21 protein-coding genes are annotated in these 20,833 nt (G+C 51.1%); 9 read left to right on the top strand and 12 right to left on the bottom strand.

The genetic code is table 11. The annotated features are described in order from the left end of the window. Positions 1-93: 93 nt before the first annotated feature. Genes JKP77_RS19445 through JKP77_RS19435 form a run of 3 tightly spaced genes read left to right on the top strand, consistent with a single transcriptional unit; the run spans position 94 to position 2,377 of the window. Entirely contained in the window at positions 94-483 is a 390-nt protein-coding gene (locus tag JKP77_RS19445) for a DUF2721 domain-containing protein (RefSeq protein ID WP_218312835.1), read from the top strand. Further along, entirely contained in the window at positions 473-1,054 is a 582-nt protein-coding gene (locus JKP77_RS19440; RefSeq protein ID WP_218312834.1) for a GNAT family N-acetyltransferase, read from the top strand. Before JKP77_RS19445 ends, JKP77_RS19440 begins: the two co-directional genes overlap by 11 nt. Continuing rightward, complete coding sequence (locus tag JKP77_RS19435) at positions 1,055-2,377, top strand: NAD(P)/FAD-dependent oxidoreductase (protein ID WP_218312833.1); 1,323 nt, start codon at positions 1,055-1,057, stop codon at positions 2,375-2,377. A 168-nt stretch (positions 2,378-2,545) separates the two neighbouring features. Here JKP77_RS19435 and tyrS read toward each other — a convergent pair whose 3' ends face one another. Next, positions 2,546-3,745, bottom strand: a complete 1,200-nt coding sequence (tyrS, locus tag JKP77_RS19430; protein ID WP_218312832.1) for a tyrosine--tRNA ligase — start codon at positions 3,743-3,745, stop codon at positions 2,546-2,548. 208 nt (positions 3,746-3,953) lie between these two features. On the opposite strand from tyrS, the gene JKP77_RS19425 reads away from it, so the two are divergent. From JKP77_RS19425 to JKP77_RS19415, 3 genes are all read left to right on the top strand, one after another. Beyond that, positions 3,954-5,273, top strand: a complete 1,320-nt coding sequence (locus JKP77_RS19425) for an OapA family protein (RefSeq protein WP_218312831.1) — start codon at positions 3,954-3,956, stop codon at positions 5,271-5,273. Positions 5,274-5,277: 4 nt separating this feature from the next. Continuing rightward, positions 5,278-6,408, top strand: coding sequence for an anhydro-N-acetylmuramic acid kinase (locus JKP77_RS19420; RefSeq protein WP_218312830.1), 1,131 nt, complete (start codon positions 5,278-5,280; stop codon positions 6,406-6,408). Between the two features lie 292 nt (positions 6,409-6,700). Then, a complete protein-coding gene (locus JKP77_RS19415; protein WP_218312829.1) occupies positions 6,701-7,825 on the top strand; it encodes an alkene reductase in 1,125 nt (374 codons plus the stop codon). Between the two features lie 170 nt (positions 7,826-7,995). Here JKP77_RS19415 and sugE read toward each other — a convergent pair whose 3' ends face one another. The 3 genes from sugE to JKP77_RS19400 all read right to left on the bottom strand — a co-directional run bounded on the left by sugE (position 7,996) and on the right by JKP77_RS19400 (position 10,848). Beyond that, entirely contained in the window at positions 7,996-8,316 is a 321-nt protein-coding gene (gene sugE / locus JKP77_RS19410; protein WP_218312828.1) for a quaternary ammonium compound efflux SMR transporter SugE, read from the bottom strand. A gap of 259 nt (positions 8,317-8,575) precedes the next feature. Further along, positions 8,576-9,013: an SRPBCC family protein gene (locus JKP77_RS19405; RefSeq protein ID WP_218312827.1), complete on the bottom strand. Its 438-nt coding sequence runs from the start codon at positions 9,011-9,013 to the stop codon at positions 8,576-8,578. Between the two features lie 56 nt (positions 9,014-9,069). Next, complete coding sequence (locus tag JKP77_RS19400) at positions 9,070-10,848, bottom strand: trans-sulfuration enzyme family protein (RefSeq protein WP_218312826.1); 1,779 nt, start codon at positions 10,846-10,848, stop codon at positions 9,070-9,072. Between the two features lie 120 nt (positions 10,849-10,968). On the opposite strand from JKP77_RS19400, the gene JKP77_RS19395 reads away from it, so the two are divergent. Then, positions 10,969-11,922 (top strand): D-2-hydroxyacid dehydrogenase, encoded by a 954-nt coding sequence (locus JKP77_RS19395; RefSeq protein WP_218312825.1) that lies wholly within the window; start codon positions 10,969-10,971, stop codon positions 11,920-11,922. Positions 11,923-11,973: 51 nt separating this feature from the next. On the opposite strand, the gene JKP77_RS19390 is transcribed toward JKP77_RS19395, so the two are convergent. Continuing rightward, positions 11,974-12,555, bottom strand: a complete 582-nt coding sequence (locus JKP77_RS19390) for a glutathione S-transferase family protein (protein ID WP_218312824.1) — start codon at positions 12,553-12,555, stop codon at positions 11,974-11,976. Positions 12,556-12,746: 191 nt separating this feature from the next. Further along, a complete protein-coding gene (erpA, locus tag JKP77_RS19385) occupies positions 12,747-13,091 on the bottom strand; it encodes an iron-sulfur cluster insertion protein ErpA (RefSeq protein WP_218312823.1) in 345 nt (114 codons plus the stop codon). 190 nt (positions 13,092-13,281) lie between these two features. On the opposite strand from erpA, the gene JKP77_RS19380 reads away from it, so the two are divergent. After that, positions 13,282-13,893: a hypothetical protein gene (locus tag JKP77_RS19380; RefSeq protein WP_218312822.1), complete on the top strand. Its 612-nt coding sequence runs from the start codon at positions 13,282-13,284 to the stop codon at positions 13,891-13,893. Next, entirely contained in the window at positions 13,893-14,507 is a 615-nt protein-coding gene (locus JKP77_RS19375; protein WP_218312821.1) for a hypothetical protein, read from the top strand. Before JKP77_RS19380 ends, JKP77_RS19375 begins: the two co-directional genes overlap by 1 nt. Positions 14,508-14,599: 92 nt before the next feature. Here the strand turns inward: JKP77_RS19375 and thiH are convergent, their stop codons facing one another. Genes thiH through thiC form a run of 6 tightly spaced genes read right to left on the bottom strand, consistent with a single transcriptional unit; the run spans position 14,600 to position 20,773 of the window. Next, on the bottom strand, positions 14,600-15,706 hold the full coding sequence (gene thiH, locus JKP77_RS19370; RefSeq protein WP_218312820.1) for a 2-iminoacetate synthase ThiH: 1,107 nt from the start codon (positions 15,704-15,706) through the stop codon (positions 14,600-14,602). Further along, positions 15,703-16,473, bottom strand: coding sequence for a thiazole synthase (locus JKP77_RS19365; protein ID WP_218312819.1), 771 nt, complete (start codon positions 16,471-16,473; stop codon positions 15,703-15,705). Before JKP77_RS19365 ends, thiH begins: the two co-directional genes overlap by 4 nt. Before the next feature lie 2 nt (positions 16,474-16,475). Beyond that, positions 16,476-16,676, bottom strand: a complete 201-nt coding sequence (gene thiS / locus JKP77_RS19360; RefSeq protein WP_218312818.1) for a sulfur carrier protein ThiS — start codon at positions 16,674-16,676, stop codon at positions 16,476-16,478. Beyond that, complete coding sequence (locus JKP77_RS19355) at positions 16,661-17,419, bottom strand: HesA/MoeB/ThiF family protein (protein WP_218312817.1); 759 nt, start codon at positions 17,417-17,419, stop codon at positions 16,661-16,663. The genes thiS and JKP77_RS19355 overlap by 16 nt, the downstream gene beginning before the upstream one ends. After that, positions 17,409-19,088, bottom strand: coding sequence for a thiamine phosphate synthase (gene thiE / locus JKP77_RS22710; RefSeq protein ID WP_218312816.1), 1,680 nt, complete (start codon positions 19,086-19,088; stop codon positions 17,409-17,411). The genes JKP77_RS19355 and thiE overlap by 11 nt, the downstream gene beginning before the upstream one ends. Next, positions 19,085-20,773 carry a phosphomethylpyrimidine synthase ThiC gene (thiC, locus tag JKP77_RS19345; protein ID WP_218312815.1) on the bottom strand — a complete coding sequence of 563 codons (1,689 nt, stop codon included), beginning with the start codon at positions 20,771-20,773 and terminating at the stop codon, positions 19,085-19,087. The genes thiE and thiC overlap by 4 nt, the downstream gene beginning before the upstream one ends. Positions 20,774-20,833: the final 60 nt, after the last annotated feature.

Genomic DNA, 20,833 nt, shown 5'->3' with positions numbered 1-20,833 from the left:
ATCTTCCGTCGCCTTCCGCGATTTTCAACGCACCCAGAGTGTAGAGACAACTAAATATGTATAGAAACTGCTTAACGTGTATAGAGACTACTCATGATCATTGATATTGCTACGCCGGCGATGTTGTTCCCCGCGATATCCCTGCTGTTGCTGGCATATACCAACCGCTTTCTGACGCTGGCAACGATTATCAGAAACTTTGCCAAAGAAGAGCGCGACGAAAACACGCAGGCTCAGCTTAAGAATCTTCGCACGCGCATACAGCTTATCAAGCGCATGCAAATTGCCGGCGTTTCCAGCTTTTTCCTCTGTGTTGTCTCGATGCTGGCTATTTATCTGACCTACCAGAAAGTGGGCAACTGGGTGTTTGCCGCCAGTTTGGTCGCACTGTTATATTCACTATGGATGTCGGTGCGCGAAATTCTTATCTCAGTAGAGGCGCTGGACGTGCATTTAGATGGAGTAAAAAGCGATGACAACTGACATTAACGCTGAGGATATTGACTATCAGGAACTGGCCGAAGACCATTTTGCGGGCGTAATTACTCTGGGTAATGAGGTACAGGGAGACGGATACCTCAGCGAAGAAAGTCTCAAAGACATGTATGAAAAGAGCTTTCACGATGGCATAAATGCCAGTTGGGTAGCGCTTTATCAGGGCAAGGTTGTCGGCTTCAGACTAACCTATGCCCACTCAAAATGGCAGGAAGACAAGTGGTGTACGCCGGATGACTGGCCGGTCGATGCCACCAAAGTGTGTTACTTCAAATGTAATACTGTAGACCCTGCAATGCAGGGCACCGGCATTGGCAGCACCATGCTTAAACTCTCTGTGGAACAGGCTAAAAAGCAAGGCGCCCAGGCAGGGCTTGCTCATATCTGGCTGGCCAGCCCCGGCAACAGCGCCTATCGTTATTTCAGCAAAAACGGGGGCGTGCTTATCAAAAAACATGCTGATAAATGGCGCTACGAGTCGATTTATGAAGGCTATGACTGTCCGGTTTGTCCGGAACATTGCAACTGTGAAGGCGCGGAAATGTTACTGGAATTTTAAGTGTTGTACGATCCGCTTAAAAGCACTGGCGTCACACCGGATCTGCCTCGGCCTGACAGTTACTGGGCGTCCACGCATACCCCCGCATCGTACGCGCCACCTGATAGCGACATCCACACCCGCTTTGCTGTGATCGGCGCCGGATACACGGGTCTGTCAGCCGCGCTTGAGCTGGCCGAATCCGGAGAAGATGTCACGGTGGTTGATGCCCATGATATTGGTTTTGGCTGCGCCGGTCGCAACGGAGGATTTGTGCTTAAGGGCACCGGTCGCTACTCCCTCAGCGCCATTGCCGAAAAATGGAATACAGACATTGCGCTTCGGATGCGTGATGAATTTAATTACGCCGTTGACCTGCTGAAATCAAGGGTGAAGCAGTACGCTATCGATTGCGATATGCAGGCAGGTCCCTATCTCAAAATTGCGCACAACGCCAAAAGTGCAATAACGCTTGAGACTGCGCAAAAGCATAACCGCAGCACATTTGACAGCGACGAGACATTCGTCAATGCAGATGCGCTTCGTGATCACCTAAACATTCAGCATGCCTTTGGTGGCGTTATTCAACCCGGCCTTGCCTTACATCCGCTGAAGCTGGTTGATGGCTATGCAAGCGCCTGTCATCAGCGTGGCGTTCGCATTGTCACCCACACCCCGATCACGGGTATCAGTGATACAGGTGGTAAGTTCCAACTGCATACAGACTCACACAAGATCTCTGCTGAAAAACTCATTATCGCCTCAAATGCCTACACCCCGAAAGTGCTTCATCCCTGCGTCGATAAACGCCAGTTCCCGGTACAGTCCAGTATCATTGTTACCGCGCCATTAACTGAGGCACAGCGCAATGCAACCGGTCTCAACCGACCAATGATGATGATGGATACGCGAATGATGAAGTATTATTACCGCGTCTTACCTGATGGTCGTTTATTGTTTGGCGGACGGGGTGCAGTGAGTGCCAGTGAGCGCGGAGACGCCGCATCTCGCCTGCGTCTGGAAAAGGCCATGCAGTACAGTTTTCCAGCGCTTCATAACATCTCAACAGAGTATTTCTGGAACGGTTGGGTAAGCGTTGCGCTGGATAATCTGCCGCGCATTATGACGGACAAAGAGCGTAAAATCGGCTATGCCATGGGCTATTGTGGTTCGGGAGTTTCCTTCGCGGCACTGGCGGGTAAGCGCCTGGCGCAAAAGATGTTAGGCACGCCCGTCGATACCCGGTTACCGGTTTACCATGATCACCTGCCAGAATATCCTTTTTCCGGCATGCGACGCATTGCGCTGCGCGCCCTTTATGCCTGGGCGAAAGTGGCAGAGTAAGACTGACAGAAAAAAGGTTGCCTGTTAGCTGCTGCCGGTCACTTGCGTAATTAATCATAAACACGATCAAAAAAGGCGCTATCGAAGCGCCTTTTTTCTATCTTAAACGGGTAGCTCTGCAGGAAGCAATCCACGCGGCTCGCAGCCTGCCCGCAAAGCTTTTATCATTTACTTCAGGGTAATACGGGCAAACTTCCGCTTACCTACCTGATAGACATTCTCACCGGCCTGGTTAAGCAACAAACGGGTATCTTCCACTTTTTCGCCATCAATTTTCACTGCGCCCTGCTTAATCATACGCATGGCATCGGAGGTTGAAGCCACCAGGGACGCCTGCTTTAACAGGTTACCAATTGCGATCCCCTCCTCACCAAGCTCGATGTCCAGTTCAGGCATGTCATCCGGAATGGCGTTTTTCTGAAAGCGCTGAATAAAGTCCTGATGGGCTTTTTCTGCCGCGTCATCATCATGGAAGCGCGCGATAATTTCTTTTGCCAGCAGGATCTTAATATCACGCGGGTTTTCGCCACCCTCAACGCGCGCTTTCAATGCTGCAATCTCGTCTAATGGCAGAAAGCTTACCAAATCATAATAACGCCACATTAGCTCATCAGAAATCGACATCACCTTTCCGAACATCTCGTTAGGGGTGTCGGTAATCCCAATATAATTGTTCAGTGATTTGGACATCTTCTGAACACCGTCCAGGCCTTCCAGCAACGGCACCATGACAATAGCCTGCTGAGATTGTCCCTGCTCTTTTTGCAGTTCACGACCCATCAGCAGGTTAAAACGCTGGTCGGTACCGCCCAGCTCTACGTCGGATTCCAGCGCAACAGAATCCCAGCCCTGTACCAGCGGGTACAGGAATTCATGAATAGCAATCGGCTGGCCGGTAGTGTAGCGCTTTTTAAAGTCGTCTCTTTCCAGCATACGGGCCACAGTCTGACTGGCAGCCAGCTTGATCATGCCATCGGCACCCAGCTTGTCCATCCACTCAGAATTAAAGCGGATTTCGGTCTTTTCAGGATCAAGTATTTTGAACACCTGTTCCTGATACGTTTTAGCGTTTTCCAATACCTGATCTTTGCTTAAAGGCTTGCGTGTGACATTTTTCCCTGTAGGATCGCCAATAAGGCCGGTGAAATCACCAATCAGAAAAACAACATTGTGGCCTAACTGCTGGAATGTCCGCAGTTTATTAATAAGTACAGTGTGACCGAGGTGAAGATCGGGCGCTGTGGGGTCAAACCCGGCCTTTACGGTTAGAGGTTTACCTGATTTGAGTTTTTCAATTAGCTCGTCTTCAGGCAGGATTTCATCCGTGCCCCGTTTTATTTCAGCTAAAGCAGTTTGCCAGTCACTCATGTTTTATTCTGCACTCATTCGTGTTCGCGTTAAATTCCAGGTCGGGCATTTTACGCATCAGAATGAACCAATGAAAGACCTGACTGTCAAAAAGCGGATTTCCAGTTGGAAAGCGCATTTCTAATAAGAATGGATAATATGTTGCTTTTTTGAGCAATCCATGTAGAAAGACGCGGTAGAACGCGATATTCTCAGGTTAGGTAGTTATATGAGAATGATTTTGAAGAATTCTGCGGTTGTAAAAAACCTCAAACATTTACCCAAGCCCCATCGTACCGGTCTGGCGATCGCGTCCGCGTTTCTGGGTGCATTAATTTTACTGCCATCGGATCCGGTGGAAGCCAGCCGTCATCAGGAAGCTTTCACGCTGGACGCCGGTGTGCGTTATCCTATTGAGTTGTCGATTACCGACTCCCCCGACATTGTACTTACGGAAGATGACAGTAATTGGGATCGCTATGAAGTTCGCAGCGGCGATACACTGGCAAAAATTTTTAAACGCGCCGGCCTGAGCGCTCGCGATGTTTACAATGTCACGCAGGCAGGTGAACTGGCGAAAACGCTGGTTACCCTGTTGCCTGGAGACGAGCTCTTCCTGAGACCATCAGCCCAGGGTGGCTTCGGTGAACTCAAGTATCGCCTTTCCGCCACAGAGACGTTATTAATCCAACCCGACAAGAGTGGCGAAAAACTGATAGCCGATCTTGAGAAAAAAGATGTCGACGTTCGCTACAACTTTGCCCAGGGTGAAATTGACTCCAGTTTCTGGAATGCTGGCGTTGACGCCGGATTAAGCAATAACCAAATCATGCACCTGGCAGGTATTTTCGGCTGGGATATTGATTTCGCGATGGAAATTCGCCGTGGCGATACGTTTAATGTCGTTTATGAAGAGCACTACATCGATGGCGAGTTTGTCGGTTATGGTGATATTGTTGCCGCGGAATTTGTGAATCGCGGTGAGCGTTTTGCGGCCATTCAGCACACTGACGGTAACTACTACACGCCTGAAGGCCGCAGCATGCGCAAAAGCTTCTTAAAAGCGCCGGTAAACTTCAAATACGTCAGTTCAAACTTCACGAAAGCGCGCTTTCATCCGGTACAGAAACGGTGGAAAGCACACCGTGGCACCGACTATGTCGCGGCTGTCGGTACACCAGTCATGGCAACGGGTGACGGTAAAGTCGTCAAGTCCAGCTACGACAAGTACAACGGTCACCACGTGTTTGTGCAGCACGGCGAGAAGTACACCACGAAGTACCTTCACTTTACCAAGCGTGCGGTTAAAGTCGGTGAGACGGTAAAACAGGGCCAGACCATCGGCTATCTCGGCAGCACGGGCCTGGCGTCAGGTCCGCATGTTCATTATGAATTCTTGGTTGATGGTGTTCACCGCAACCCACGTACCGTGGAGTTACCGAAAGCACGTCCGATTGCATCCGAAGAGCGGGAAGAGTTTATGCAAATTGCAGAAAACCGTCTTGCACAGCTGGATACCACAAAGCGCATTATGCTAGCGATGAAGTAAGCCCGTGGCCTACTTCATCGGGCTGATGTCAGGAACAAGCATGGACGGCGTTGACGCCGTCCTTTGTGACATTTCCGAGAATAGCGTCCAAACAATAGACTGCGTTTCTTATCCTTATCCGACGCCACTGCTCACTATTCTGCACTCACTGTGCTCGCCCGGTAGCGAAGAAATTAATTTAATGGGGAGTGCCGACCGCGCTGTTGCAGATACCTTTGCCCGCGCCGTCAACCGACTGCTTGAGAAAAATCATCTTGCGCCCGACGATATCGTCGCGCTGGGTTCTCATGGCCAAACGGTCAGGCACCACCCTGGCGGTGTAGCCGTACACCGCGTTGCGTCAACCTTCGGTTTTACTCTGCAGATCGGCGATCCGAATACCCTGGCGATTCTGACCGGTATCGATGTCATCTCTGACTTCAGACGTAAAGATATTGCGCTGGGGGGTGAAGGCGCGCCGCTGGTGCCCGCCTTTCATCAGGCAGTATTCGCCCGCGAGCAGGCATCACGAACCGTAGTCAATATAGGTGGTATTGCCAATATCAGTGTACTTGCCCCAAAGCACAACTCACAAGGGGTTACCGGGTTTGATACCGGCCCGGGCAATACTCTGATGGACGCCTGGTGCAGGCAACACACAGGTAACCCGTACGATGAGGGGGGCCTGTGGGCTGCGGGCGGAACACCTGACAACCGCTTACTCAGGCGAATGCTGGACGACCCGTACTTTCACCGTAATGGCCCAAAATCCACCGGCAGAGAGTACTTCAATCTTACCTGGCTTCACGATGTCATAACACCTCTGGTTATCGCGCCCCAGGACGTTCAGGCCTCGCTGCTTTCACTGACAGCAACAAGTATCAGTGATGCTGTTCGTAGCCAGCCGTCTTCAGGAGATATCATAGTCTGCGGTGGCGGGGCGTTTAATCACACCTTGATGGACGCATTATCCCGGGCGTTACCTGATTGCCAGATATCAACAAGTAAAACCGTGGGTATCCATCCGCAGTGGGTTGAAGGCGCGGCGTTTGCGTGGCTGGCCTATGCATTTACACAGAAAATTCCAGGCAACGTTCCTGCCGTCACTGGCGCAAGCCGTCCGGCTGTTCTAGGCACACTGACCCCCGCTTCATAATACGTTTAACGAGTTACTGATTTGCCGCATGCGACGCCTGTTGCAATCCAATGTCGGCGTTTTTCTGTATTCATTGTCGATGCCGGTATCGCAACATGGCAGACAGCCGGGTATTTGCCTGTTCTCACGCAACTGACGAAGGTATTGCCACACTCAGTCGTACTGAATCAGGTTAAGAATACGCCTGTCATCAAAGCAACCCGCTGCAGCTGTCGTCAGTGACAGTTGGATACCAGGCGAAACAAAATACTATCGCCGGGCGAACCCGGCACAATGAATAAGGAAACGATGTATGTCGGACTCTCCGTTATTTCAGCCCGCTAAATGGGCTGATTTCACATTAAAAAACAGAATGGTGCTTGCTCCAATGACACGTGGGCGTGCAGGCTCTGACCGCGTCCCAAATAAGATCATGGGAGACTATTATGTTCAGCGCGCTGGCGGCGGGCTCATCATTTCAGAGGCGACGTCAATATCAGAAGAAGCGCTGGGCTGGGTGGATTCACCAGGGATCTGGACAGAGGAAATGGTTGCCGGCTGGAAATCGGTGACGGAGCGCGTTCATGTTGCTGACAGCCGGATGGTCCTGCAACTCTGGCACTGCGGACGTGCGTCGCACAGTGACTTTCATAATGGTGAGTTACCACTGTCAGCGTCTGCAGTAAAACTGGAGGGCGATCAAATTCACACGCCTGAAGGCAAAAAAGATTACGAAGTACCTCAGCCGATGACCCATGATGACATTCGTCGCACTGTTGAGGATTTCAGGCAGGCAGCAATTAACGCCAAAGCTGCTGGTTTTGACGGCATTGAAGTACACGCAGCCAATGGCTATCTCATCAACCAGTTCCTGGATGCACGCAGCAACCAGCGAGATGACGAATACGGCGGCAGCCTGGAGAACCGGTATCGTTTCCTGTCTGAAGTAATGGATGCGGTGCTTGAGATCTGGCCTGCGGCTCAGGTCGGCGTAAGATTATCCCCGAACGGGGTATTCAATGACATGGGGCATGATAGCTATCGCGATACTTTCACGTATGTCGCACAGCAGTTAAATAAGCTGAAGATAGGCTATCTGCATGTGATGGATGGCCTGGCATTTGGTTTTCACGAACTCGGTGAACCGATGACGCTGGCAGAGTTTCGTGCCCTGTTCGATGGTCTGCTCATCGGAAACTGTGGTTACGACAAAGAGACCGCTGAAAAGCGTATCGCTGATGGCGACGGGGATATGATAGCGTTCGGCCGCCCCTGGATCACTAACCCGGATTTACCTTATCGCTACGAACACAACGTGGAACTGCATTCGTTCGATGACCCGTCACAATGGTACGGTGGCGGTGCTGAAGGGTATTCAGATTATGACGAGTTTCGTGAGGAAAGCCACAGGACAGAGCTTGAAAAACTAAGCGAGTAACACCGTTTTATTGCGCTTATGTTTTAGTGATGCCCGCCCTCTGGTGGGCATCATCAACAACGCTTCGCTTTAACTTTCCGCTTTCCGCTTTCCGCTTTCCGGTAGGAGCATAACGTAAACGCGCTGTCTATCCTCAATAGAAAGGCTAAGTTCAGAGAAAAACAATGATATTACTGCACGCTGGATAATTTCAGTCCGATAATGCCGCTGATAATGAGCAACACACTCACCAGCTTTAACACACTTACAGATTCGTTAAACGCCATGATACCCACGATGACCGCGCCAACCATACCTACGCCAACCCATACTGAGTAAGCAACCCCCAATGGCAATGCTTTCATCGCCAGACTCAGGAAGTAAAAACTTGCCCCCATCGCAGCGAGTGTGATCACAGAAGGTAGCGGCTTGCTGAATCCATCAGTGAATTTAAGGCCTACCGCCCAGACGACTTCAAATAAGCCCGCGAGAATAAGTATCAACCAGCTCATGACTGCTCCATATTGGGGTCGTCCCCAAGAGTGTAAGAATGATGCAGCAAGGTCGTCCTCTGTGCATCGTGTGGATAGTAACAAGCGGTTGTTATGGATCAAGGTCCGTTTCATGAGGGATGGCGGTTACCGCCTGACAGTGAAACCACCTGTCAGCGCATATGTCTTAGCGCCAGAGCTATTGAACACCGGTACGTCCCCTGCCCTGCAAATGCCTCTGACGTGGCATACTGAGCGCAACAAACGGTCTCGCAACTTTTTACTCCAGTGACTGCTGAATGCCCGCCAGCTTTTCAAAACACGCCATCCAGCCCTGCTGGTGCTGGTCGCGTTCCTGCTCATTCACAAACCCTGAATGCACCAGCGTAAGCTGTGTGGTGTTATCGTCCTTCGATTCAAACTCGATATCTACCGTGGTGATGATCGATTCTTCGTCGTTGTCTTCCCATGCCCAGGACATCACCAGCTTTTCATTGGCCAGAATGCGTGTGTATTCACCGGTGAGTGTGTATTGCTGACCGGTTGGCTCTGTCATCTGAATGCGGTAACGGCCGCCCTCGGTAAAGTTCGACATGATTTGCGAGACCTGCACGTTTCCCGGTGCAAACCACTGAATTAACAGTTCAGGTTTGTGAAAAGCGTCGAAAATATGCGTCGGTGAAGCGTGGAATGTGACGTTGAGGGTGAAATGATACATGCCGATACCCGGTAGAAAATGCGAATTCTGAGTCTACAGGGTATCGGCGTTTTGTGCTATTCCTGAAGCAGTTCAGCGGTCTTCGGCACGCTGGAATAGTACTGTTCACACACTTCCATACTGACCCGCTGATAAAGATTATCAACGTCTTCCGGCGACATGAACTTTGCCGAAAAACCCGGAGCGTGTGGGTCGATAAAGTGGCGAGCAGCCAGCATGAAATGGGCGATAAGTTGCTTCACGTTGTCTGTCCCCATGGCTATGCGCATGGTTGTGAGTTCAATACCGGCCTTTTTCTGCTCATCAGGACTCAGTTCAGAATGCGAGGTGAGTGCAGGGCACAGAATAATGGTATTGGTCTGCCCGATGCTGACCTGATGACTGAATGCCGGCTCCAGCGCATCAAAGAAACGCACAAAGACTTCCCGCTCCAGCTCTGCTGGCGCCATATCCACGGTAAACAGCGCACATGGCCAGCCATGCGTGTGTTGTTTTTCACACAACCCGGCATTGTCATGAGTTACCACCGCGTGACTGTTCACACGCAGCTGCGGATGGGCATTCAGAAATGCCGTGAACACTTTCGTATTAATGACTTTGCTCTTGATACGCTGTTCCAGTGTTTTCATGCCGTTTAATACATCAAACGCTTTTTCCGAATCGAGAAACGCGCCTTTAATGTAATACACATCCCAGAACAGGGTCTTTGACCAGTCGTAACCGTTCATGCAGGCGCCTTTCGGCTGGAACATGCGATAGTTTTCCCCGATCACAACGCCGGCGGTGGTCGCGCCGCTGCCACAAATGTCTTTCGTGTAACTGTGAACAATATAATCCGGTCTTGCCGCTTTGTTGACGTGCTGCAGTGGCTGATGCAGTACCGGTGTTGCCAGTGTCGAATCGAGCATCACCAGCGAATCATTAGCGTGAGCGACCTCTGAGATCCCCGGAACATCCAGTACATAGCCATGGGGATTGCACGGCGACTCCAGATACACATGCAGGTTCGCACCATTGTTCAGTTTGTCTTCGTAAGTGTGACGGGTTTCTTCATAGAACGCCTCAAACGCCTCTTTGGTGTAACCATCAAACCAGGCCAGCTGAATGTTCATACGATTTTCACGGGCAAAATAATCGTGCAGTAACTGATACACGCCGCCATACACATTACGACTTACGATCAGCACGTCACCATGTGACAGCACGTTGGAAAGCAGACCATCAATCGCAGCCATGCCAGAGTTAAAATTCCAGGCAAGGTAATCTGCCGAATACGGGCCCGCTTCCATATCAACAATGGCATTGGCCAGTGAAATATTGGTCGGGTTGAGCAGCCGCGAATAAATCTGATGCGTAAACTCTTTGCCCTGGAAGGCATCGTCGACCCATTCAGTACAGGCATACACATAGGTTGCCGTGCGCACGATCACCGGCGTGGCCGAAAACAGTGCAGTGACATTGTCAAACAGCGGGTAATGTCCCTGCGAGCCGTTACCGCCAGATAAGCTCTGATACGTCGCGCGGAAAGGGTTTTGCAGCGTATCTAAGATTTTAGCTATCTGAAAGGACAGAAATTTCTTGGCATTGAAATACGCCAGACGGTCTTCTTTATTTAATGATTTCAGTGAGTTGCTGGTAATATCCCACAGCCTCATTACATCAGACTGCGCCTGATATAAATTTGTCGCGGTGCTGCTCAGTGCTTTACCATACTCAGAATCACTGCTGATACCGAAATGTTCCAGTTGTTCGCTTACCAGTTCTTCCACAGAGCCTGCAGCGGTTGTATTACGACGTGGCGACAGACATTTCGCGTGATCCAGATTGCTTGTCATGTAGGTGTTCTCTCATTGTTATTTTTACGAGAATGTAATTTGTTGATAACAATTTATAAACACACTGCGTGTTAACAGCTGATGATGGCGAGGAAAGATATCTTTACTAACGGAGCAGACATGCCGGACAGAAACGCCGAATTAACCATCCTTAGTCGGGATGCTGACTTACTGAAAAATGAGATTACTGCGTTAAATTGTAATGCGTTACGTATCGTTCAATGTGCTACCCGTGCCGACGATATTGATACAGATAAGGTTCACATTCTGCTGGCAGATCCGGATTTAGCGGTAAAGGTGGTAGAACAATGTCATCAGCTAAGGTGGTGTCAGTCGACCTGGGCAGGCAATAAACCGCTGCTGCAACTGGCCAAGCAGGATTACACCTTAACCGGTGTGAGGGGGATATTTGGCGAAAAGATGCGTGAGTATGTGTTTGCCTATTTGCTTCATTTCAGCCGGGATATCGATACTTTCAGAGCACTTGAGAGTGCGCCGCAACAACACCGCTGGATGCAACCCGCGCCGGGCACACTGCAGGGCACCACGCTTGGGATACTGGGCGCAGGCTCCATTGCGTCTTCGCTGCTACCCGTAGCGCATGCGTTTGGTATGCGCGTTATCGGCCTTAACAGCAAAGGCGAAGCCCAACCGGGTTACGATGCCATGTTTGCTTCTGCCGATAAGCAGACCTTCGCTGCAAAGTGTCATGCCATCGTGAACCTGTTGCCCGATACCAGCGCGACGGTTAATTTCATTGATGAGCGTTTTCTCAGTGCGCTGCCGGAAGGCGCGGTATTTATTAATGCTGGACGTGGCAGTGCTGTAGACGATTCCGCGTTACTAAACGCGTTAGATAACGGCATGTTGCGTGCTGCCGTGCTAGATGTTTTCCGTCAGGAGCCGTTACCGGCGTCCCATCCCTTCTGGTCACATCCTAAAGTATGGGTAAGCCAGCATACGGCAGCCATCTCTGCTCCCGAAGATGTTGCGCGCGTGTTTGCGGAGAACCTCGACCGCTATCTCAATGCCGAGCCGCTCCACTACCAACTGGATTTTGAACGCGGCTATTAGGACAGCGGCAAGCAGAACTGCGGGCACTCAACGTGTGAATGAAGCATGCCGTTAGCAGGTTTGCTGCCGGGGATCGGTCGCGGTCAGCTCAATACGATCCTCATGCTTTTCGCGAAAGGCCCGCAATCGCGGATAGTCTGTCAAATCGTGCAATTCTCTGAACTCAACCCAGTCAATCAGGGTGTACAGACAAATTTCAGGATAAGTCCATTTGCCAAACAGCCCGGCTGACAGCTGCTCTTCAAGGGAGGTGAACACTGCCTCAATACGCTCTTTCTGCAACCTGAAATGAAGCTCGTCACCGCTGGTGTCTATGTCCGAGCGGGCCAGCAACAAAAGCTGTACAAAGGAATCATTGGCCGCATCAATCAGCGTCAGCATATTTTCTTCGTCCCAGGTCAGCGGAGAGAAGCCAAATTTTTCAGACAAATAACCGTATATGACTCTGGAGTCGAAAATCACTCTGCCATCATCTTCCAGGCAAGGCACTTTCATAGCCGGGTTTCGTGAAGCCAGTAGCGCCCTGTCTTCACCGGAAAAAATCTGCAAGTCGACAAACTCATGGTCGGTCTGTGCTAACACCACGCGAATACGACGGACGTACGGTGATGTGGTAGAGCCATACAATTTCATGTTTCGTTCCCTTTTCACACCGGGTAAGCGAAAGAAAGCCCTGTGGATCCTTACTGCAATTACGACGTGGGCAAGGAGCACACATTCCCTGATCAGCGCATCGCGAAACGCGATGCTGCATCAATTACAATAGACGAGAAAAAAGCAGAGTGGCAAGCGCGAAGCCATGGGTTGGCTTCGCGATAAGATTATCAGACGCTAAAAGATGCGCCACATCCACACGTAGTGGTGGCATTCGGGTTTTCGACCAGAAAGCGTGAGCCATCAAGGCCTTCGACATAATCGACCACGCCACCTACAAGATATTGCAGACTCATGGGGTCGACCACCAGTGTGACATCGTCTTTTTCGATGGTCATGTCACCTTCGTTGACTTTTTCATCGAAGGTAAAGCCATACTGAAAACCAGAACAGCCGCCTCCGGTCACATACACGCGAAGTTTCAGCTCAGGATTTTCTTCCTCTGTAACGAGGGCTTTTACTTTTCGGGCTGCCGCATCTGAAAACTCGATTGGCAACGCGGTTTCTACAGTCATATATACCTCGAAGTAGGGTAAGTGCCAGTGCACTTAAAGAAGAGGGTAATTATCTAATACTTGAGTAGTTCTATCAACTATTAGACAGAAAATCGGAGAAAGAATCATTTAGCGCTGGTAGAGTCACGCTATATTGATTGAGAGTATCGTTGAACTGCGGAGTTCACAGCGTAATGTGGAGGGAGGCAACATGGAAGTGCCAAAGAGAACGTATCGAATAGCCGTACTGGCTATTTATGTTCCGCTCATTCTTACCGTTTTTGTCAGTTTCGGCACCGACATCCGCCTGTACTCCCCTGCAGCAATGGAGGTTGCTGAATACTGGATGAGAGCGATTAAACTGATTATGGTTTTATTCGGTCTCGGGCTGTTTACCTTCTGTCACCATTCCGTTGCTAACGCTATTTCGACGAAAGTTACCGGTACAGTGCGACGCAATTTCAACATCGTAAGCACCCATATTCTGGGTTGGATTCAGATACCATTACTGATATTGGGTCTGATATTTTTTTACCCTAAGGCCAGCGCACCAGAGAACTTTCATGCTGAAAATGTGGTTGGAGAGAAAACGGTGTATGTCTACTCGCACGCCTACGGCAGCTTTTTTATGCCACGTAAACAATTCTATCTTAAGTGTTCACTTCCGTTTCACCGCTACAAACAAATTTATATTGGTAAAGCCTTGTGGATGACGGAGCTCACTGTAGATATCGTAGACGGTGAGCTCGTTGCAAAGGGAATAACCGATCGTGAACCCGTCGAGCATCGCTTTCCTCTCCCCGAGCCCGGATGTCAGAATTGATGAAAGCTCCAGACAGCCCTGCTCTCCACGGCGGACGTATCCTGATTATCCTTGCACTCGTATTTTTGCCTCTGGCTGAAACGGTCTTTTTCAGCACAACCGGACAGTTACGCTGGCATTCGCCTGAACTTATGGGCCAACTGGCTTACTGGATACGGTTGCTAAAGATTGTCAGTATCAGTGCAGGGCTGTATCTGTTAACCAGAAGCGCAACCTATCTTCCTTATGGCGTTAAGCGTGGTGTACTAAAAGGGTTAATTGAAGTAAGTGTCATTCTGGCAGGCACGATTCAACTGGCATTTTTGCTTTTGGGAACAGTGTTTTTTCATTCGGATATCACCCACAGCCATTATCTGCACAAAGAAGCCTCCGGCGACGGCGAGACAGTTTACGTCTATACGTCTGACCCGGGAGCTATGGGCAAAGCATACCATCACATTTACGTGAAATGTTCGCTTCCGTTTGGCCGCTACGAATTACATAAGTTGGCCAGGGTTGACTGGATTGGCGACGTCGATTTGACCCTGTCACACGGTCAGGTTGAGCTAACCAGCAAGCGCAATAACGAGTCTGTTTCCAGCGATATCCGCGCCGATGCATCGGTTTGTAAATAACGACAATGGGTCAATATATACTGGCTTCCATCCCGGCTGTGCATCCGCCAGGCGCAAGCGGAGTTATACCTCCGGTTGAAAAGCTAACGTATTTACCAGCCTGACAGCCAGTCACGCCACACCGGCTGTAATCCCCCCCGGCGTATTGCCGCTGCAACCTCGGGTGTCGCCCTGGTATCATCAATCGCAAACTGCTCGAGCGCATCGGCAGGCTGAGAATAGCCTCCCGGCTGCGTGCTGGACTCAGCGCTGACTGCAGTAACGCCCAGTGAAAACAAACCATCCCGCATCGTAGCCTGCTCGCGGGTCGACAGGCTCATTTCCACCTCATGAAAACGTAACCGATAGGCACAAATTAGCTGTACAAGTTCTTTGTCACTGATTGGCATAACCGGGTCCACGCCACCGGTGCAGGGGCGCAGCCTTGGAAAGGACAGTGAATACCGGCTTCGCCAGTAACGAGTGCGCAGATAATCCAGGTGCAGAGCGGTAAACGCACTGTCTACCCGCCAGTCTGCCAGGCCAATTAAACTGCCCAGTCCGATCTTATCCATACCGGCCGCCCCCAATCTGTCGGGTGCTTCCAGTCGCCAGCGAATATCCGCTTTTTTGCCACGAAGGTGATGCCTGGCGTAAGTCCGCGCATGATAGGTCTCCTGGTACACCATCACCCCGTTCAGTCCGGCTTCATTGAGCTGTGCGTATTCAGGCGCGGACAGCGGCTGCACTTCAAACATTACGTAACTGAAATACTGCCTGATTACAGCCAGCGCCATCTTAAAATATTCCATGCCGACTTTGGTTTCGTGCTCGCCAGTGACAAGCAAAATGGTGTCATACCCTTTGGATTTAATAGCCTCACATTCGCGTCTGATCTCGTCCTCACTGAGGATTTTGCGACGTACTCGGTTACTCATTGAAAAACCGCAATAATCACACTCATTAGCACACAGATTTGAGAGATAAAGCGGAATGAAAAGGCTAAGCGTATTGCCAAACCGTTGGCGTGTGAGGTGGTGTGATTTTACAGCCATGGTTTCCAGATAGGGCGCGGCAGCTGGCGATAACAGTGCCAGAAAGTCATTATGGTCAATCACCTCGGCCCGAAGCGCCTTTTCAACGTCTGCTGCGGTTTTACTGTAAAGCGCCAGTTGCGTGTCTTCCCAGCTTGCTTGTTGCCATTGTTCGTAAAAGCTCATAACGCATCCAGAAATGATGTCATAGGACTCGTGGCGCTTGCCGGCCCCACTGATACCGTGCCTGGCCCGGCGTTAAAAGCACGTCGCCCACAAATAACGGCTTCACGAAATGCTCTGGCCATTTCAGCGGGATCCCGCGCTGTCGCAATTGCAGTGTTTACCAATACGGCATCCGCGCCCATCTCCATAGCTTCGGCTGCGTGACTGGGGGCACCAATCCCGGCATCAACAATCACGGGCACTCTGGCCTGTTCAATGATGATTCGAAGAAAGTCCCGGGTTTTCAGACCCATATTTGATCCTATCGGTGCCCCAAGAGGCATGACTGCCGCGCAACCAACGTCTGTTAATCGCTGACACAACACGGGATCCGCGCCGCAGTATGGCAATACTGTAAACCCCTCTTTCACCAGTTTTTCAGCAGCGATTAGCGTCTCAACCGGATCGGGCAACAAATAATTCGGATCAGGATGAATTTCAAGCTTGAGCCAGCTCGTCCTTAATGCTTCTTTGGCCAGCCTTGCCGCAAAAACCGCCTCTTCAGCGTTTCTTGCCCCTGAGGTATTCGGCAGCAGCTTCAGGCCCAGGTTTACAATCGGAGAGAGAATGTCATCATGCGCGCTGTCAGGCATCAGCCGCTTTAAGGCAAGCGTCACCAGTTCACTGCCAGAAGCAGCCAGCGCGCTTTCCATCGCCTCGCCACTGGCAAACTTGCCACTGCCTGTAAGCAAGCGTGAGCGAAAGGTATGTCCGGCAATCGTCAGCATAATTATCCTCCGGCCACGACAGTGACAATATCCACAACATCACCGCCATGTAAACGATGTTCAGACCAGTTTTCCCGGTGAACAATTTGCTGGTTCACGGCAACCGCAATGGCCCGGGTTTGACTTTTTTGCGCCTTCACAAGCGCTGCAACAGTAGCTTCTTCATCGATTTGTATTGATTGATTATTTACTGAGATTTGCATACTCCCTCCTGACAGTGTGAGCAGTGCGCTGAAGCGGGAAGATAAAACTGCGACCACGTCATACGTGCGCCATCAAACGTATGCAACACGCCCCAGTCTGAGTGTTGTCCGGTGAGGACGCGAATAGCCTGAAATGCCTGACTCGTACCTATAATGCCTACCAGTGGCCCCCATACGCCGGTGCGTTCACAAGCTGGTCGCTCTTCGGTGTCTGGCGGGTATAAACAGGCATAGCAGCCATGCTGCTCGGCAGGTTTCAGACTCATCAACTGGCCATGCAGGCCTTCCGCAGCACCAGTCACTAGCGGGATACCAGCCTGATAACAGGCCTTATTAATTATCCAGCGACTGGTCAGATTGTCAGTACAATCCAGCACGACATCGCTGCCTGCAACCAGCTCCTGTGCGTTATCCTTATTCACCCGCAACGTTTTTGCTTGTATCGCAATCGTATTGTTTAACTGTGATAGGGCCTTAGCAGCATTGTGCGCCTTTTCCGCCCCTATCTGCTCGCTGGTGTAAAGCACCTGACGCTGAAGATTACTTAGCTGGACCGTATCATCATCCACCAACACCAATGTGCCCGCCCCCGCTGCAGCGAGATACTGACTGGCAGCACATCCCAACCCGCCCAGTCCAATCACCGTGACCCGGGCACACTTCAGCGTCATTTGCTGCTCTTCGCCAAAAGTATCCAGACATAGGGATGCGCCGTACCGTAAGTACTCGTGATCAGTCAGCATCAGATACCTCCTCACCGGCAACATCATGCGTCTTTCGCCCCAGCTTTTGATTAAGCGCATCCACTGCCTCGCGAGCGTTCTTCGATGTGGTGATCGCTGTCACAACAGCGACTCCATCCGGCTCAGCTCGCACAACGTCATCAATATTGCCAAGCCCGATACCACCAATCGCGACGGTGGGAATACCAGTAGGTTTTATTAATTTCACGTAGCGAGCCAGACGCGTAACCCCCTGGGGCGACGAAGGCATTGACTTCGTTTGGGTTGGAAAAATATGTCCAAGTGCAATGTAGGAGGGCGAATACTGAAGTGCGATCAGGATTTCCGTGTAACTGTGTGTAGAAATTCCCAGCCGCAGACCTGCGCGTTGGATAGCGGCAATATCCGCACTCGACAAATCTTCCTGCCCGAGGTGGACACCAAAGGCACCGTGCTTTATCGCAAGTGCCCAGTGATCGTTAATGAACACCTGTGCGTTGTAGCGTTTACCCAACGCTATCGCTTCACAAATAGCGTCTTCCACTGCTGCTGACGGCTGCGCTTTAATTCGCAACTGAAGAGTCGTCACTCCCATCACCAGCAGTCGTTGTAACCACGCCACAGAATCTACTACAGGATATAAACCTGGCGGGTTGTTCAGCGGAGCAAAGGGAGCTGACGCAGCAGGTAAATCTGTACGCCGAATGGAAGGAAAAGTATCAGGCAAGTGCGGCCAGTGGGTGTGTGCAACCGGACCCGGACCCCGGCCAACGCCTGATGCCTGTTGCAGGCCCTGAGTTACATACGCACTGGCCAGTACCAGGCAATCTTCCGGCGGATAGTGATTTGCCGCAAATGCCGCAATAGCGGAAGACAACGTGCAGCCGGTACCGTGGTCATGAGAGGTTTTTATGGATCGCTTCTCCAGTTCAAACTGACCATGTTCAGAAATAAAGTAGTCACGCCGATTGTGGCTGAGCTCCGCCGAAAGTCTGTTTCGGGAAACACCATTTGAAGCAACGGCCTTCGACTCGCTATTATCTGGCGCGACTTCATTCTGGGCTACATCGTTCGGAGCGACACTATTCAGTGCGACACCATTCGGTGCGACACCACTCGGTGCGACACCATTCGGTGCGACACCATTCGGTGCGACACCTGTCACAAGTGTTGCTTTTGCGCCCTGCCGACAGAGCGACAACGCCGCCTCGCGCAATGTGTCTTCTGTCCCGGCACTCTGGCCCGACAGCATTTCAAGCTCAGACAGGTTTGGCGTAACCAGGTTTACCTGTTTTAACAGCGATTCGATGTCTTGCGGCTGAAGCTCAGACAGTACGTCATCTTGTGTGGAAACCAGAACCGGGTCCCATACGATAAAGGGGCGGGCTATCTGTTCAGGCCAGCTTTCCAGAAAGCGAGCGATTGTTCTCAGCTGCTCGCTATTGCTGATTAAACCGATTTTAATTGCTGCCGGCGCAAGGTCGTCCAGTAAACAGGAAAGCTGGCTGTGAAGCTGGTCGCTGGTTAAAGGATACAATGCCTGCGTTTTCACCGAATTCTGCGCAGTTACTGTGGTGATCACAGTGCATCCGTGAACATCAAGCGCTTGCAGGGTGTGCAAGTCGGCCTGGATCCCCGCCCCTCCGCCGCTATCTGAGCCGGCAATACTCCAGACAATAGGACGGCTCACGCGCTGGCTTCCTTCGCAGCAACATCCAATACTTCAATGTCAATTCGATTACCTGCGTATTGGCGAACTTCATGGGAGATTTTCATTGAACAGAATTTAGGCCCGCACATTGAACAGAACTGCGCGGTTTTGTTCGACTCCTGAGGCAGGGTTTCATCGTGATACGCCTTTGCTGTTACCGGGTCCAGCGCAAGGTTAAACTGGTCTTCCCACCGAAACTCAAACCGTGCCTTTGACATAGCGTCATCGCGTGCCTGTGCTCCCGGGTGACCTTTCGCCAGATCGGCTGCGTGTGCTGCAATCTTGTAGGCTATCAGCCCCTCTTTTACATCGTCTTTGTTTGGCAGGCCCAAATGCTCTTTAGGCGTTACGTAACAGAGCATGGCACAACCAAAAGCGCCTATCATTGCCGCGCCAATGCCCGATGTTATGTGGTCGTACCCTGGCGCGATATCGGTGGTCAGGGGCCCCAGCGTATAAAACGGCGCTTCATGGCAGTGCGTTAACTGCTCGTCCATATTTTCTTTGATTTTATGCATTGGTACATGACCCGGCCCTTCGATCATCACCTGCACATCATATTCCCACGCAATTTTCGTAAGTTCACCCAATACGCGAAGCTCAGCAAACTGCGCCTCATCATTGGCATCAGCAATAGAACCTGGGCGTAATCCATCGCCCAGAGACAGAGAAATATCGTAGCTGGCACAAAGCTCACAAATTTCGCGAAAATGCTGATACAAAAAGCTCTCGGCTTTGTGCGCCATACACCACTTCGCCATGATGGAACCACCACGCGACACGATACCAGTGACCCGATTAGCTGTAAGCGGGATGAAGTCATGTAATACGCCAGCATGAATCGTAAAGTAATCCACACCCTGCTCCGCCTGCTCCTCGAGTACCTGGCGAAAAGTCGGCCAGTCGAGGTTCTCAGCGATGCCGCCAACACGCTCAAGGGCCTGATAGATAGGCACTGTGCCTACGGGTACCGGGCTGTTGCGTAAAATCCATTCGCGGGTTTGATGAATATTTCTGCCGGTAGATAAGTCCATAATGGTGTCGGCTCCCCAGCGAGTCGCCCATACCAGCTTTTCAACTTCTTCCTCGATAGATGACGTTACTGAGGAATTCCCAATATTGGCGTTCACTTTCACCAGAAAATTGCGGCCAATGATCATAGGTTCAGATTCGGGATGATTATGGTTTACCGGAATAATCGCACGGCCCCGGGCAACCTCATCGCGCACGAATTCGGGAGTCACAGGGTTCGGCAGATCTTCCCGGCCAAGATTTTCCCGCAATGCCACAAACTCCATCTCAGGGGTAATCAGCCCCCGGCGCGCGCTGGCAAGTTGCGTCAGACCCAGTTCAGGATGAAGTCTGCGCTTCTCCACCCAGTTTGCCCGGCGCTTTTCAAGACCTCGGCGCACATCCACTTTCACCCCGGGTTCACCATACACGCTTGATGTATCGTAAACGTCCACCGGAGGATTGGAGGGCAGCGTCTCACCCGGCGTCGGCTGATGAAGGGTGTCACTCAAATGAATGCGACGGAATGGCACACGAATATCATCTGCTGAACCGTGAATGAATTCACGGGTTGACTGCGGGAAATAATCACCTGAAAGGGTATTTAAAAAAGATTCCGCCTGCTGGCGACTCTGACGTTTTGTAGTTGACATAGCATACTCTCATTGAAAAGTTCGAGTTGCTTGTCAGGAGTGTTGAACAGAGCCTTTGCC

This window comes from Alteromonas antoniana (genome assembly GCF_019249295.1).
In the GTDB taxonomy this organism is placed as follows: domain Bacteria; phylum Pseudomonadota; class Gammaproteobacteria; order Enterobacterales; family Alteromonadaceae; genus Alteromonas; species Alteromonas antoniana.
Note: the sequence above shows the minus strand (reverse complement) of the source record. Positions and strands in the feature narration are given on the sequence as shown.